This is a genomic window from Candidatus Amarolinea dominans (genome assembly GCA_016719785.1).
Lineage (GTDB): Bacteria > Chloroflexota > Anaerolineae > SSC4 > Amarolineaceae > Amarolinea > Amarolinea dominans.
On the sequence record JADJYJ010000022.1, the window covers coordinates 14,402 to 28,723 of the forward strand.

Sequence of the window (14,322 nt, forward strand, 5' to 3'; positions counted from 1 at the left end):
CAAGCCCTGCTTCGCCGGCGCGCAGAGCCGCACCGTGACCGTACCGCCGCCGGTGACGGACCTGGACATCGGCCTGACCCCGCGCCTGCTCGCCTGTGCAGATGGCCGCGGTCGAGGTGACGGACGGCGCGGGCAATCCAGCGGTTGCACTGACGCCCGGCGCGTCCATCCGTCTGCGCGCAGTGATCAGCAATACCGCCAGCAGCGCCGGCCGCGTGGGGCAGGATGTGACCGCGACCTACAGCCTGATCCTGGTGGATGCGCGCGGCCAGGCGATCCCGGCGCTCTCCGAGAGCGGCACGCGCACGCTGGCGCCCGGCGCCAACACGCTGACACTGGAAGGGCGACTGCCCACCTCGCCGGAAGGCGAGTACACCTTCGGCGTCCGCGGAGCTTCGACCAGCAGACCAGCTTCCAGGCGGCCCGGTTCCGGATGCAATCGCCACGCCTGTATCTGCCGCTGTTGCGGCGTGCGGGCGGGGGCGGCCCCACGCCAACGCCCACGCGCACTCCCACGGCCACGCCGACCGCGGCCAGCAACGATTTTGTACGCCGGGTCATCGAGCTGAGTAACGCCGCGCGCAGCCAAAACGGCCTGCCGCCGCTGCAAACACAGGCCAACCTGGGCAGCGCGGCCGCCTGGTTCGCCGGGGACATGGCGGCGTATAACCACATCAGCGCCAACCACATTGATCGCCTGGGCCGTGACATGACCACGAGATTGGTCGGCTTCGGTTACTCGCCGCACTACACGATTGCTGAGAATATCGCCTGGGGGCAGGACTCAGCCGAAGCAGTGGTGAATGCCTGGCTGAACAGCCCGCCCCATCGCGCCAATCTCCTCAATCCCCTGGTCTGCGAGATTGGCGTCGGCTACGGCTACAACGCAGCAAGCACTTACAAACATTACTGGGCGCAGGACTTCGGCTGCCGTTCTGGCGCGGCCACCGCGACCGTCACGCCGACCTCCGCCGCTTCCAGCACGCCCCCGCGCACACCGACCGCGACGCGTACCCCGACGCGCACGCCCACCGCGTCCGCAGGCACGCCGACCGCCACGCCCACGCGCACGCCCACCGCGTCCGCAGGCACGCCGACCAGCACGCCCACCGCCACGCGCACCCGCACGCCGACCGCCACGCCCACGCGCACGCCCACCGCGTCCGCGGGCACGCCGACCAACACACCAACCGCCACGCGTACCCGCACGCCGACCGTCACGCCTACGCGTACGCCAACCGCTACCCCCACAGCCACAGCGTCCGCCAATGGCATCTACGGTCGGGTCACTTCGCACGGCGCGGCCGCGGGCGGTTTGCGGCTGGACCTCCGGCGCTGGAACGGCGCTGATTGGAGCACACAGGCCGCGACGATAACGGCCGCAAACGGCAATTATCTCTTCGTCGGCGCGCCGGCGCTGGCCGCGGGCGAGTTCTACGCGGTGCGCTACCTGAACACCCCCGACGACCCCAACCCTGGTGAGGGGTATCTGTGGAGCTGGTGGGGCAACCGGCTGGCCGCCTACACCGCAGGCGCGACGGCCTGGGGCGGAGACTTCGACGTGGCCGATGTCGCACTGGTCTCGCCAGAGGATGGAGCCGAGGTCACGCTGCCGGCGCAGTTCTGCTGGACCCGCGCGGCGTAGCCACCGACACCTACCGGCTGGCGCTCTACAACTGGCTGACCGGCGAAACCGCCACGACGGCCTTCCTGGGCAACGTGGCTTGCGTCAATCTGACGGGCATTCCCGCCGGCTGGCCGTCAGGCGAAGTCTACATGTGGTGGGTAGAGGTGGGTCAGGGCGCGGACCCGAATGCGACGCCGTACAACGTCGGCGCCTCGCAGGGCGACCGCCTGGTGACCATCCATTACAGCGAGCTGGCGGGCCGCGGGGCCATTCCGACGCCGTCCTGGTGGCCGGCGTCGGTGGCGAGCGCCGGGCGACCCTAATTCACTCGGCGGCGGCAGTCAGTGCCGGCTGCCTGCTTGATGACCTGTTTTCTGTGGATGGAATACCCGCACGATACAGATCATAACGATGCGAATCAACCCCGATCGTGAGAGTGATTTCTAGCTTCTGGCGCAATTGTGCTACAATACCGCCATGCAAAAGCTGCCGATCGGGATCCAGTTCTTCGACTCGCTGCGCGAAGGCAATTTCCTCTACGTTGACAAGACCGAGCAGATCTACCGGCTGATCAACACAGGAACCTTCGTCTTCTTGTCGCGGCGCGGCGTTTTGGCAAGTCGCTGCTGGTTTCCACGCTGCAGCATCTCTTCCAGGGACATCGTGCGCTTTTCCGCGGGCTGTGGATCGAAGACAAGGTTGACTGGAAGCCGCGCCCGGTGCTGGTAATCAACTTCAACGATCTGGATTATCACGAACAGCCGTTGGAGCGAGCGCTGACCAATCACCTGGATCGCCTGGCCGCCGAGCATCAAATTCAACTGCAGGCTGAACACTACAAAGAGAAATTCCAGGAACTCATCGTTCACCTGTCCGCAGAACAAAAAATCGTGCTACTGATTGACGAGTACGACCGGGCCATCACCGACCTGTTGGAGAATGAGCAGAAGGTGGCCGAGCATATCGCCACCCTCAAGAACTTCTATTCCGTGCTCAAGACCACCGCGGCCAACCACATCCACTGGACTTTCCTGACCGGCATCTCCAAATATGGCAAGCTGTCGCTCTTTTCCGATCTGAACAACCTGCTCGACATCACCCTGGATGAGCGCTTTGCCACCCTGGTGGGCTACACGCAGGAGGAACTGGAGCGCTATTTCCCCGACCGCATCGAAGCCCTGGCCGCGCGCTTCGCCGTCAGCCGGGCGGAAATGGTGGAGGCCATCCGCTTCTGGTACAACGGCTTTTCCTGGGATGGCAAGCAGACGCTCTACGTGCCCTTCTCCACGCTGGTCTTCTTCGAACTGCAGAGCTTCGAGAATCACTGGTTCGCCACCGCCACGCCCAGTTTCTTGATCAAACTCCTGCGCAGCAACCAGGTGGCCGCCTATGAACTGGACGAAATCTATGCCGACAACCGGTTGCTCGATTCGGCCGACGTGAATCACATAGATGCGGTCTCCCTGCTATTTCAGACCGGCTATCTCACCGTTCGAGAAAGGCTGCCCTCTGTCGCTGGCACCGAATACCGGCTTGGCTACCCCAATCACGAAGTGGCACAGGCTTTCAGGCAATACTTGCTGGCGGATTATCTGGGGCCACGGGTAGGCGCCCTTCCATCTTCCTTGACAGGCAGGCTGCAGAAGGCGCTGCGCCGGGATTCCATCGCCGAGTTCGTGCTGATCCTCAACTCCATCTTTGCCAGCATTCCTCACACCATTCATCTTCCGCTGGAAGCCTACTACCATTCACTGGTCTATCTGATCCTCAGCGTACTTGGCTTCGAGGTGAACGCCGAAGAGGTCATGGCGCATGGCCGTATAGACGCGGTGCTGGAACTGCCCAACAGAATCTACATCATCGAATTCAAGATGACCAGCGCGCAGGTTGCGCTCGATCAGATTCGGGCGCGCGGTTACGATCAGCCCTACCGCGCCAGCGGCAAACCGGTGGTGCTGATCGGCATTGCCTTCGACAAGGAAAAACGCGCCATAGGCGACTGGAAGTCAGAACCGGCGGCTGAACAAAGTCAGAGGAATCAATGACAGAAGCTCGCATCCACGCCGTCACCGGCGCGTTCGGCTATTCCGGCAAGTACATTGCGCAACGTCTGCTTGCCCAGGGCCAGCCGACGATCACTCTCACCAACTCGACCGACCGCGCCAACGCGTTCGGAGGCCGGCTGCGGATTTACCCGTTCCACTTCGACCGGCCTGACGAGCTGGCGCGCTCGCTGCAGGGGGTCGAGGTGCTCTACAACACCTATTGGGTACGTTTCAACCACCCGCTCTTTCGCCACGCGGACGCAGTGCGCAATACACTCGTGCTCTTCGAGGCGGCCAAACGCGCCGGCGTGGCGCGGATCGTGCATGTGAGCATCACCAACCCCTCGGAGGACTCGCCGCTGGAGTAAGCTCAGCGGCAAGGCCCGGCTGGAGCGGGCGCTGATCGAGTCAGGTCTGTCGTATGCCATCCTGCGGCCCACGGTGCTTTTCGGTAAGGAGGACATCCTTATCAACAACATCGCCTGGCTGCTGCGCCGCCTGCCCATCTTCGGCGTCTTCGGCGACGGCGCCTACAAGCTGCAACCGATCTACGTGGATGACCTGGCTGCCCTGGCCGTGGTGCAGGGGCTTGGCGCGGGAGAACGCGATCATTAACGCCATCGGCCCCGAAACGTTCACCTACCGGGAGATGGTGGGGACCATCGGCCGCTTGATCGGCGCACGGCGGCCGGTGATCGGCATGCCGCCGGCCGTGGGCTACTGGGTCGGTCGTGCGGTCGGCGCGCTGGTCGGCGATGTGACCATCACGCACGAGGAGATCGCCGGACTGATGGCGAATCTACTCTATGTGGATGCCCAACCGGCCGGCGCAAACCGCGCTCAGCGCGTGGATCGCGACCCATGCTGACACCTTGGGCCGGCGCTACACGAGCGAATTGGCGCGGCGTCAGGATCGCGTGGCCGCGTATCGAAGCAATTGAGATGCGACTCGTGACACGAAACTTCCCCAGACCAAAATTCACCCAGCCGGTCGGCACAGGGATCGCAACCGATTCAATCGCTTCAGGTGCGCCGTTGTAGGTGACCTCGACCGTGAAGAGCTCGTTTGCGTCAAGTGGCGTTGCCAGCGTGATCGTCAGTTCTTGCCCGCTGCGTTTGAACTCTGCAGGCTGCTCGTTGACGGTGATGCCCTCGATGGTGAAACCGATGAAGTCCAGGTTGAAAGCGCTCAGAAGCCTGCTGCAAAACCTGTTTCCAGTTCATGGTTGTCTCATTTCATTCCTGTTCTTTCCTGTTCTACAGAGAGACCTAAACCAGGTACAACAGCATCACGACCGTCGTCTCGGCAAACACGCTGTGCGACAGGCCGGGCTGCATGCGAACCCACGTGCCGGGGTCGGCGGTCGTCGCGTGGCTGCCCAGCGTCAAGCGAGCGTGACCCTGCAGGAAATGCAGGATGGCGGGCCTGGCGGCCGTGTGTTCTGACAGTTCCTGGCCGGCCGCGAAACCGAAGAGGATAGCCTTGACGCGATCGTCTCCATAGAAGGTGCGGCTGACGATGCTGTCTGGCGGGATGTCCGGCAGTTGGGCCAGCAAGTCGTCAATGCAGATGAAGGGGGTATCGGTGGCAGTGGTCATGATGATATGCTCCTTGCGTTCGTTAGGGTTATCGGCAGTGTAACACACACGCCGAAAAGCGCACAGCGACATTAGTCACACCGGGGGCATTTCGGTCTCGCGACGCAGCCCGCGCAGGTGGGCCTCGCAGTCGTTGCAGCGACTTCAGACGCCAGGCGGTCGTAGGATTGCGCGGTGCGCCAGGATGTGTTTCCACGGCTCCTCATTGCGCACTGCCGGTGTTGCGCTGATAATCCAGGCCCAATTCCTTCGGCTGCCCCAACTCCAGCGGGTGCAGGTACAGCCCGGCCTCCTCGGCCGACTTCGCCTCCTCCACCGGAATGCGATGTGCGTTGGCGTAGGCGTCCTGGCGGATGCCCGTCACCTGCCAGGAGACCTCCATGCCCGGCCGACCGCCCGCAATCTGGAAGGTGTTGTTGTTGATTTTCTGAGCGATGTACAGATCGGGCATCGCCGCCCCGATGGGCGTCAACTGATAGCGAAAGTCCTTGTTCAACGCCTCGAACCAGGCCGGCAGCGTCACCGCGGCCTCGCCGTTGGCGTCCAGAACTGCCACGCCGTCGTAGATGTTCTTCATGTCGGGCGATTCGACGAACGAGTGGGAGAGATACTGGTTGGCCGGATCAAGCGGATGGTCAATCTTGAACGAACCGGCCGATTTGCTCAACGTGCCGTTGACGTGCACGCGGCCATCGAAATACCCGGCATAACCGCTGGAGGAGTCGGTCCGCCCATACACACCGTAGTTGGTGCCACTGGAGGAGGTGGCGTAGCCGTACACGCCGCGGCCAGAGGTGCTGCTAGACAGGCCGTAAACACCATAGGTCACACCGCTGTCGGCTGAGGCGTAGCCGTACGCCGCGGCCAGAGGTGCTGCTAGACAGGCCGTAAACACCATAGGTCACACCGCTGTCGGCTGAGGCGTGGCCGTAAACGCCGCTGCCAGAGGTGCTGTCAGACTCGCCGTAAACTCCATGAGTCGCACCGCTGGCGGCCGGGGCAGAACCGTACACGCCGATGCCAGAGGTGCTGTAAGACTCGCCGTGAACGCCAAAAGTCCAGCCGCTTCCGGCTGAGGCCCAGCCGGACACGCCGATGCCACCGGTGCTTCCAGACCAGCCCTGAACGCCAAAAGTCGGACCGATGAGGGCGCTGGCGTGACCGACCACCCCGCGGCCAGAGGTGCTGCCAGACAGGCCGTAAACGCCATAAGTCGTACCGCTGCCGGCGGTGGCATAGCCGTACACGCCATAGCCGCCGGTGCTAGTGGACTCGCCCTGTAAGCCACGCGTCTGGCCGCTGGCAGCCGTTGCCCGACCGACCACGCCGTAGCCGCTGGTGCTGGTGGACTCGCCCAGCACGCCAAACGTCTGGCCGCTGGCAGCCGAAGCAATACCGTACACGCCGCGGCCAGAGGTGCTCTCAGTCCTGCCCTCCACCCCGTAGGTTGTGCCGGCAGATGCTGAAGCCCAGCCATACACGCCATGGCCGGCATTGCTGACGGACCAGCCATACACCCCATACGTGACGCCGGTGCCGGTTGTGGTTTCGCCGAATACCCCTCTACCAGAGGTGCTCCCAGTCACGCCCTGCACCCCGTGTGTTGTGCCGCTGCCAGCTGTAGACCACCCGTACACGCCAGTGCCAATTGTGCTGGCGGACTGGCCGTACACACCGTAGGTTGCACCGCTGGCGGACGTGGCTGCGCCAAACACCCCCCGACCATCGTGACTGGCCGAGCGACCGTACACCCCGTAGGTTGCACCGCCGGCGGCTGTGGCCTCGCCAAACACCCCGGGGCCCGCCGTGCTTGCAGTTTCCCCACGCACACCTGCGGCAAAGCCACTGGTGGCAGTGACCTGGCCATAGACTCCATTGCCATCGGTGCTGACGGAGTGGCCGTACACCCCGTAGGTGGCGCCGCTGGTGGCTGTGGCCTGGCCATAAACGCCGCGGCCATCGGTGCTGTCGGCGTTGCCGTACACGCCGTAGGTAGTGCCGCTGGCGGCAAGCGCCCAACCGTACAGCCCGATTCCACCGGTGCTGTCGGAACGACCGTACACACCGTAGGTGGCGCCGCTGGTGGCCGTGTTCCAGCCGAAGACGCCGTGGCCATCGGTGCTGTCGGACCGACCGTATACCCCACGGTTCGAGCCGCTGATGGCAGAGGCATAGCCAATCACCCCGTAACCACCGCTACTGTCGGACCGGCCGGCGACCCCACGGTTCAAGCCGCTGGTGGCAGAGGCGTAGCCATAGATCCCGTATCCGCTGCTGCTGGCAGTTTGGCCGTAGATGCCATAGGTGGCGCCGCTGGCGGCCGTGTGCTCCAGCCGCAGACCGTGATCGCTCGTTGCGCCAGTCCACGTCTCGCCCCAGTGGTTGTGACCCGAGGTGTACGCCCCGCTGGAATTCCAGCGCCCGGCCGTCAACTGCACATCCAGGATGTCAATGTCGCTGTCCTGGTCCACATCACAGCCCGAAGCATAGCCGGCCCCCGCGGCGCACGCGCCTACGGTGGGGCCATCCGGCGCCTCCTGCGCACTGGTCGGCCCAATGCTCAGCGCAAGGGCGATCAGCGCCACAACACACATCACGAAACGAACCCTCGAATTCATCACAAGCTCCTTTCACTTTGTCGTGACGTTGATCGGCGTAGTATATTCTTCGGTCCTACCGCACGGCGCTCCCTGGTTGGCATCGAATCGGAGCTGATGAACGATCTGCACCGCATCGCCAGGCAACGCCAGGTCAGCACACAGACCCTGGTCAACGTCTGGCTGCAACAGCGGGTGGATCAGATGCGCGCAACGGTGGCGCCAGCCAATTAGAGACAACCCGAGAGGCTCTACCGATTGGTAGAGCCTCTCTTTGCGCGACTTGGACCGCCTTTACCAATTCGTCATTCATCATTAACTAGTCTACGCAGGTGAATCCGCCAACTGTCCTATCAGCGACCTGACTTGCTGCCAATCCTGCGACCTTTGGATTGCGTGCCATAGGTCGTAGGACCGCTGCAGATTCAGCCAGAACTCCGGCGCGGTGTTGGGAAAGGCGCGCGCAAGGCGCAGGGCCATCTCGGGAGTGACCGACTTGTGCTCATTGACAATGGCCGAGACCGCCTTGCGTGATACACCGAGCGTCTCAGCCAACTGGGTATTCGTTACGCCCAAGGGCTCGAGATACAAATTCTTCAAAATACGGCCGGGATGAGCCGGCGGTCTGTTCCTGGTGCTCATAATCAATGATAATCCTCATAATCTAGCTGATGGGCGTCTCCATTCTCGAATCGGAAAGTGACTCGCCAGTTCCCGGAGACTTTAACTGCCCATCTGTTTTCCGCTTTCGGCTGCAACAGATGCAATCCCGATCCTGGAAAGTTCACGTCTTGGATCGACGTGGCCGCGTCAAGCACGTCCAGGATGTCTGCAAGTCGATTGGCATGCTTGGGTTGTATGCCCTTCTTTGTTCCATCATAGTAGAAATCCTCGAGACCTTTGTGACGAAACGACTTAATCATCTAGAGCCACCTGTTCGGAGTTCTTCACGATCGGTCGCAAGTGCCCGGCATCTGAATGTTACCCATCGGCTATACCTACACATCCATTGTAACTCTTAGGGTGACACCTGTCAAGATTCCTAGTGTGCGCTCAGCTATCTGATATCGTAACTGTTCAGCTTGAATGTCGTTAGCCGCCGGGACGGATCGGCTGCGGCACGGTTGGCGGCGGCCCCTGGAGACCCGTTGCCACGTCGGCGGTCGGCATCTGCAGCGGTGAACTCAACCGGACGACAAAGACGCCGGTACACCAGGAAATCGGCTGGAAAGCGATCTCCAGCCCGGTTCCGGCGCAGGCGGCCATCGTTTCATCGGCTGCCCAGTAAAACTCATCCTCGTCCCACGTCTCTGCGCCCGACTGTTGACGCAATTCGGCCGTGGCAAAGGCCACATCGCCGACGACGATCAGCCCCTGCGCCATCAAATGATGGGTCGCCAGCCGCTGTAACAGGCTGATTTTTGTCGCCAGGTCGAACTCGTGCAGCACGAAGTTGGCGACAATGCGGTCGAAGCGCTGCTGCAGGGCTTCCGGCCAATCGGCCGTCAGATCCATCTGGATCAGCGTGACCTGCGGGACCTTCTCCCGTACAATCGCCAGCATCGCCGGCGAGAAGTCCGTCCCCCAGACTTCGCAGCCCAACGTCACGAAGCGCTGGGCCAGGTTGCCGGTGCCGATGCCCAGTTCCAGCACGCGCATGCCCGGCGCAACCGCCGCGGCGTGGACGACCGCGTCCAGCACCTCATCGTAGCTGGCAAAGATGCCCTGGTCGGTGCGCACCGATTGATCGTAGCGCGCGGCCCAGCGCTCAAAGATGGGGAGACGGGTGTTTTCAGGCATAGTCCGTAACTCCACGGACGGTGCGCGGCCAACAGCGGCAAGAGCGGCTCCAGCCCCTGGAACTGCCAGGCGCGGCCGGTCTGGATGGACTCCAACTCGCCCATCCAGACCGGCGCTTCGCGGTTCACGACTTCCCCGGCCGGCTCGCGCCACAGGCGGACCATGAATGAGGCGTAGGTAAGCTCAGGCATTGTCCCTCACGACCGTGCTGCACAGGGTGATGGCGACGGTTTCGACGAGCATGGATGGCCAGCTACTCACGTTGGTTGCCACCGCCACGCATCGCCCCATTGTGTGATACGCCCAAAATTGGGGAACGGCCCGAGGTGATGGCCGAAAACGAGCGCGTTCTCCTCGGTGGCGCGTGCGAAGAACCGGCGTCGCACTGCATCGGCCTGCCCGGCATCCATGTCAATGGTCGGCGCCCATTGCGGGTGTTCGATGAACAGCGGATGCACCACCAAGTCGCTGATGTTGTAGACCGTCTGGCCGCCCGCTGCAATCGTGACCATCATGTGGCCGGGCGTGTGCCCAGGCGTTGATTCCAGGCGAATGCCGGGCGCGACTTCTTCGTCGCCTTGCACGAGGGTGACGCGCCCGGCAATCGCATCGAGTGCCTTTCTGGCCGTGGCGATCAGTTGCTCGAGATGCCCGCGCAGGGCGGCTGCTCCGGCCGTCGCAGGATCGGCCGCCATCCAGTAGTCCCACTCCCTTTGCGCGATGGTGTAGTGGGCATTGGGGAAGACCAGCCGGTCCTCAGCGTCAAGCATCCCCCCGACGTGATCGGGGTGAGCATGTGTGATGAGGACGATATTGATCTCGCCCGGATTGATCCCCGCCGCCAACAGGCTGGGGACCAACAAGTTGGTGCGCGACGTCCTGTGGTCGAGACCGGGGAATGCCTGATCGCCCGGGTTGCCGAGATCGCCGGCGCCAACGTCGCACAGCGTCAGGCTGCGTCCCCTTCTGATGAGGAGTAGCGTGTAGGGGAGAAACAGTTGACGCCCTGGCAGGTCGTAACGCGTTGCGCCTTCCGGCGGCACGTTCCCGAAGATCATGGCCGCCGGGTAGTTGATCCCGCCGTCGCTCAGCGCAATCAGCTCGACCTCGCCGATGACCTGCCTATGGAATTGAGCCGCGGGTGGTTTCACTTGCTGATTGACCATTATCATCATCCCTCGATCGAAGCACAGTAACGCCTGGCCAAGCCAAGATGCCGGCGCGCCGTGTACAGATGGTAGGCGTAGAATCCTGGCGTCTACGCTCGTCGCCGTCAGCCGCCAGGACGGATGGGCTGCGGCACGATGGGCGACGGCCCCCACAGCTCCAGCGTGACATCGGTTGCCAGCGTCCGCAGCTCGGCAACCACTCGCTGCACGTCGTCGTGGTCGTACCAGGCCGCTGAGCACACCCAGATCGCCTTCCACGGCTGCATCGCCGCCGATGAGCGCGCCGGCTGGCCCGACGCTCAATCCGCCCTGCACCAGCACATTGTTACCCACGCGCACGTCATCGCGCACCGCCAAACCGCCGGCCTGCAGGTGGCCGCTGGCCAGCGCGGGCGCTTCCAGACATCACGCCGGGCCATTCGACGGCCAGGTGCGGCGCAGCACGCCGATCTGCGAGAGATGGGTCAGCTCGTGCGCGGCGAAGTAGCTGGCCTGCTGGCGCAGCGTCACGGCGCCGAACTCCTGGTGCCGGCCCGTGCGCCACCAGTGCGTCAGCGGCATCTGTTCCAGCTTGTGCAGCGTTTCCCTGCGCGCAGCCCGGTAGGTTCGGAAGATCTCCAGCGCGGTGGGCGGGCGCTCCCCCTCGTTGGCCGCCCAGGTCCAAACCGCCTTCGCTTCCAGCAGGGGGTGTTCTTCCTGCAGGAAGAGGTCGAGCCGGAAAGCGAGCACATCTTGCGCGTCGCGCAGGTGCGTCAGGACGTTGCGAATCGCCCAACCGCCGCCGGCCGGCGCCTGATTCAACTGCGCCTCCGTGAGTCCTTCCAGCAGCGTTGCCACGTCGAGCGGCGTCTGGCGCAGACGTTCGATGGCCGCCAACGGCTCGAACGCGTCGAGCCAGTAGTTGGGCATGAAGCGTTGGTAGGTGCCGGGCCAGGCGCCGCAGGTCGGGCAGTTCGTCTCCGGCGCGCCGAGCAGCAGATGCCCGCAGGTGCGGCAGACATGGGGGTGCGGGATGGTGGTGATCAGGGGCATGCTCCCGCCGGCCATCACGTCAGCGCCTTGTGCGAGGGCCGACCGCGCCGCGGCGCTCACATTCAGGCTGGCAAGCGCGGCCGCGGTCTGCTTGAGGTCGGCGGCGAGTTCATCCGCGCCGATGGGCGCGGCCATCCGAAAGGCAGCCTGGCGGCTCAGCGAATCGGCGATCGCGCGCGTCAGCTTGGCGAGGTTGTACTGCCCTTCGTCCTCCAGCCGGGAAGCCAGCGCAAGGAGATGGACGAGGGTATCGGCCCAGGTTGGTGAATTGGTTGTCATCTTGTGCTCCTCTGATTGTTTGCGAATTGGAGGGAATTATACCACATGCCCGGCTGCGCGCAGCAGGGGCAGCACCTTCTTCCAGCACCAGCCGCCATGAAACGTACCATGGACGAGAACGAACGTACCCATGATAAGAGCCTCTCCGCCTATGGCTGTTCCAACCGTTCCCGGCTGCGCTGGTAATCCAACCCAAGCTCCTTCGGCTGACCCAACTCCAGCGGGTGCAGGTAAAGACCGCGCTCGTCGGTCGGCTTTTCCTCCTCCACCGGGATGCGGTGCGCGTTGGCGTAGGCGTCCTGGCGGATGCCCGTCACCTGCCAGGAGACCCGCAGCCCGGCCGCGCCGCCCGCAATCTGGAAGCGGTTGCCCTGCACCTCCTGGGCAATGTAGAGATTCGGCCCCGGCCCGCCGATGGGCGTCAACTGATAGCGGAAGTCACGGTTGAGCGCCTCGAACCAGGCCGGCAGTTCCACCCATGCTTCACCGTCGCCGTCCAGCCTCGCATTGCCGTTGTAGATGTTCATCATGTCGGGCGACTCGACGAAGGAGTGGTAGAGGTACTGGTTGGCCGGGTCCAGGGGATGATCAATCTTGAAGGAGCCGGCCGACTTACTGAGCGTACCGCTGACATGCACCCTGCCGCTGAAATACCCGGCGTAGCCGCTGGCAGACTCGGTCGCGCCATACACGCCGTAGTTGGTGCCGCTGCTGGCGACAGCATAGCCGTACACGCCGCGGCCGGTGGTGCTCTCGGACGTGCCACGCACACCGTAGTTGGTGCCGTTTGCGGCTGAAGCATAGCCAAACACGCCGCGGCCATTGCCGCTGTCGGACCAGCCGTACACCCCGGTGGTAGTACCGCTGGTGGCTGTCGTGACCCCATAAACGCCGCGGCCATCGGTGCTGGCGGACTGGCCGTAGACACCAAAGGTGCTGCCGCTGGTGGATGGGGCGTAGCCATAAACGCCGCGGCCATCGGGACTGCTGGCCTGGCCATGTACCCCATAGGTTGTGCCGCTGGCAGATGAGGCCAGACCATAGACGCCGCGGCCTCCGCTGCTGGCCGACAGGCCGAACATCCCATAGGTGGCGCCGCTGGTGGCGGTGGCCCGGCCATACACCCCACGGCCATCGGTGCTGGCGGACTGGCCGTACATCCCGTGGGTCGTGCCGCTGGCGGCTGTGGCAGCGCCATACACGCCGATACCGCCAGTGCTGCTGGACGTGCCGTACACCCCATAGGTTGGTCCGCTGGCGGCTAATGCGGAGCCAGACACACCGTGGCCATCCGTGCTGCTGGACTGGCCAAGGACCCCATAGGCCTGACCGCTCGTACTGGTTGTAACGCCGAAGACGCCGCGACCAGATGAACTGTCAGACGCACCAAGCACCCCATAGGTTTGACCGCTGGTGCTGGTTGCAACGCCGTATACACCACGGCCAGTCGTGCTGACGGATTCGCCGTATACACCATAGGTTGCGCCGCTGGCGGCGACGGCAGACCCATATAGGCCACGGCCGTTGCTACTGGTGGACACACCGCCCACGCCGTTCGTCGTGCCGGTGTAGGATGAGGCGTAGCCGAACACACCACTGCCGGAGTTGCCGTTGGACTCGCCGTAGACGCCAAAGGTCGTACCGCTGGTGGACGTCGCCAGGCCGCGCACACCGCGACCCCCATTGCTCTCGCTCATGCCAAACACGCCGTCGTTCTGGCCGTTTGTATTGGACGCATAGCCAAAGACGCCGCGGCCTGCCATGCTGGCGGACACACCCACTAGTCCGGAGGTGTCGCCGCTGGCGGCAGTGTGCTCAACTCGCAGGCCGTGCGCGCCGGAGGCGCCCGTCCACGTCTCGCCCCAGTGGTTGTGACCCGAGGTGTAGATGCCGCTGGTGCTCCAGCGGCCGGCGGTCAACTGAATATCAAAGACGTCAATGTCGCCATCCTGATCAACGTCGCAGCCGGAGGCATAGCCGGCGCCCGCCAGGCAGACGCCCACTTCAGGGCTTTCCGGCGGCTCCTGGGCGCTGGCCGGCCCCATCGCCAGCGCCAGGAACATCAACACGACTGCCAGGGCCGTCACACGAACGATGGGAATCATGACTCATACCTCCTGAATGTTGTTTATGCTGCAAGCGGGCACGAATTGCGCCTGTTTCCGTAGGCGGAA

Annotated in this window: 14 protein-coding genes and 2 pseudogenes; 5 read left to right on the plus strand and 11 right to left on the minus strand. The window is 63.7% G+C overall.

Annotated elements, in window-relative coordinates; all coding sequences use genetic code 11:
• Nucleotides 1-433 precede the first annotated feature (433 nt).
• The 5 genes and pseudogenes from IPM84_20100 (at nt 434) to IPM84_20120 (ending at nt 4,613) form a co-directional block, all read left to right on the plus strand.
• Complete coding sequence (locus IPM84_20100) at nt 434-1,645, plus strand: CAP domain-containing protein (protein ID MBK9095019.1); 1,212 nt, start codon at nt 434-436, stop codon at nt 1,643-1,645.
• 131 nt (nt 1,646-1,776) lie between these two features.
• Complete coding sequence (locus IPM84_20105; protein ID MBK9095020.1) at nt 1,777-1,950, plus strand: hypothetical protein; 174 nt, start codon at nt 1,777-1,779, stop codon at nt 1,948-1,950.
• A gap of 154 nt (nt 1,951-2,104) precedes the next feature.
• A complete protein-coding gene (locus IPM84_20110) occupies nt 2,105-2,356 on the plus strand; it encodes an AAA family ATPase (protein ID MBK9095021.1) in 252 nt (83 codons plus the stop codon).
• Complete coding sequence (locus tag IPM84_20115) at nt 2,347-3,672, plus strand: AAA family ATPase (GenBank protein MBK9095022.1); 1,326 nt, start codon at nt 2,347-2,349, stop codon at nt 3,670-3,672. Before IPM84_20110 ends, IPM84_20115 begins: the two co-directional genes overlap by 10 nt.
• Nucleotides 3,669-4,613: pseudogene (locus tag IPM84_20120) on the plus strand (NAD(P)H-binding protein). The gene IPM84_20115 and the pseudogene IPM84_20120 overlap by 4 nt, the downstream one beginning before the upstream one ends.
• Nucleotides 4,614-4,941: 328 nt before the next feature.
• On the opposite strand, the gene IPM84_20125 reads toward IPM84_20120, so the two are convergent.
• From IPM84_20125 to IPM84_20175, 11 genes and pseudogenes are all read right to left on the minus strand, one after another.
• Entirely contained in the window at nt 4,942-5,271 is a 330-nt protein-coding gene (locus tag IPM84_20125; protein MBK9095023.1) for a cupin domain-containing protein, read from the minus strand.
• Nucleotides 5,272-5,473: 202 nt separating this feature from the next.
• Nucleotides 5,474-6,100, minus strand: a complete 627-nt coding sequence (locus tag IPM84_20130; GenBank protein MBK9095024.1) for a hypothetical protein — start codon at nt 6,098-6,100, stop codon at nt 5,474-5,476.
• Nucleotides 6,072-7,889: a hypothetical protein gene (locus IPM84_20135; GenBank protein MBK9095025.1), complete on the minus strand. Its 1,818-nt coding sequence runs from the start codon at nt 7,887-7,889 to the stop codon at nt 6,072-6,074. Before IPM84_20135 ends, IPM84_20130 begins: the two co-directional genes overlap by 29 nt.
• Nucleotides 7,890-8,192: 303 nt before the next feature.
• Nucleotides 8,193-8,510 carry a HigA family addiction module antidote protein gene (locus tag IPM84_20140; protein MBK9095026.1) on the minus strand — a complete coding sequence of 106 codons (318 nt, stop codon included), beginning with the start codon at nt 8,508-8,510 and terminating at the stop codon, nt 8,193-8,195.
• Between the two features lie 2 nt (nt 8,511-8,512).
• Nucleotides 8,513-8,791: a type II toxin-antitoxin system RelE/ParE family toxin gene (locus IPM84_20145; protein MBK9095027.1), complete on the minus strand. Its 279-nt coding sequence runs from the start codon at nt 8,789-8,791 to the stop codon at nt 8,513-8,515.
• A 169-nt stretch (nt 8,792-8,960) separates the two neighbouring features.
• Nucleotides 8,961-9,668 carry a class I SAM-dependent methyltransferase gene (locus IPM84_20150; protein ID MBK9095028.1) on the minus strand — a complete coding sequence of 236 codons (708 nt, stop codon included), beginning with the start codon at nt 9,666-9,668 and terminating at the stop codon, nt 8,961-8,963.
• 257 nt (nt 9,669-9,925) lie between these two features.
• Complete coding sequence (locus IPM84_20155; protein ID MBK9095029.1) at nt 9,926-10,834, minus strand: MBL fold metallo-hydrolase; 909 nt, start codon at nt 10,832-10,834, stop codon at nt 9,926-9,928.
• 107 nt (nt 10,835-10,941) lie between these two features.
• Nucleotides 10,942-11,103: a hypothetical protein gene (locus IPM84_20160; GenBank protein ID MBK9095030.1), complete on the minus strand. Its 162-nt coding sequence runs from the start codon at nt 11,101-11,103 to the stop codon at nt 10,942-10,944.
• Between the two features lie 139 nt (nt 11,104-11,242).
• Nucleotides 11,243-12,148, minus strand: a complete 906-nt coding sequence (locus tag IPM84_20165) for a DinB family protein (protein ID MBK9095031.1) — start codon at nt 12,146-12,148, stop codon at nt 11,243-11,245.
• A 39-nt stretch (nt 12,149-12,187) separates the two neighbouring features.
• Nucleotides 12,188-12,280: pseudogene (locus tag IPM84_20170) on the minus strand (alpha/beta hydrolase).
• 17 nt (nt 12,281-12,297) lie between these two features.
• Nucleotides 12,298-14,253, minus strand: coding sequence for a hypothetical protein (locus IPM84_20175; protein ID MBK9095032.1), 1,956 nt, complete (start codon nt 14,251-14,253; stop codon nt 12,298-12,300).
• Nucleotides 14,254-14,322 lie beyond the last annotated feature (69 nt).

What these genes read in the sequence shown, in the direction of transcription:
- IPM84_20100 (MBK9095019.1), top strand. Translation starts at nt 434, where the DNA reads ATGCAATCGCCACGCCTGTATCTGCCGCTGTTGCGGCGTGCGGGCGGG.
- IPM84_20105 (MBK9095020.1), top strand. Translation starts at nt 1,777, where the DNA reads ATGTGGTGGGTAGAGGTGGGTCAGGGCGCGGACCCGAATGCGACGCCG.
- IPM84_20110 (MBK9095021.1), top strand. Translation starts at nt 2,105, where the DNA reads ATGCAAAAGCTGCCGATCGGGATCCAGTTCTTCGACTCGCTGCGCGAA.
- IPM84_20125 (MBK9095023.1), bottom strand. Translation starts at nt 5,271, where the DNA reads ATGACCACTGCCACCGATACCCCCTTCATCTGCATTGACGACTTGCTG.
- IPM84_20135 (MBK9095025.1), bottom strand. Translation starts at nt 7,889, where the DNA reads ATGAATTCGAGGGTTCGTTTCGTGATGTGTGTTGTGGCGCTGATCGCC.
- IPM84_20140 (MBK9095026.1), bottom strand. Translation starts at nt 8,510, where the DNA reads ATGAGCACCAGGAACAGACCGCCGGCTCATCCCGGCCGTATTTTGAAG.
- IPM84_20145 (MBK9095027.1), bottom strand. Translation starts at nt 8,791, where the DNA reads ATGATTAAGTCGTTTCGTCACAAAGGTCTCGAGGATTTCTACTATGAT.
- IPM84_20150 (MBK9095028.1), bottom strand. Translation starts at nt 9,668, where the DNA reads ATGCCTGAAAACACCCGTCTCCCCATCTTTGAGCGCTGGGCCGCGCGC.
- IPM84_20155 (MBK9095029.1), bottom strand. Translation starts at nt 10,834, where the DNA reads ATGGTCAATCAGCAAGTGAAACCACCCGCGGCTCAATTCCATAGGCAG.
- IPM84_20160 (MBK9095030.1), bottom strand. Translation starts at nt 11,103, where the DNA reads ATGCAGCCGTGGAAGGCGATCTGGGTGTGCTCAGCGGCCTGGTACGAC.
- IPM84_20165 (MBK9095031.1), bottom strand. Translation starts at nt 12,148, where the DNA reads ATGACAACCAATTCACCAACCTGGGCCGATACCCTCGTCCATCTCCTT.
- IPM84_20175 (MBK9095032.1), bottom strand. Translation starts at nt 14,253, where the DNA reads ATGATTCCCATCGTTCGTGTGACGGCCCTGGCAGTCGTGTTGATGTTC.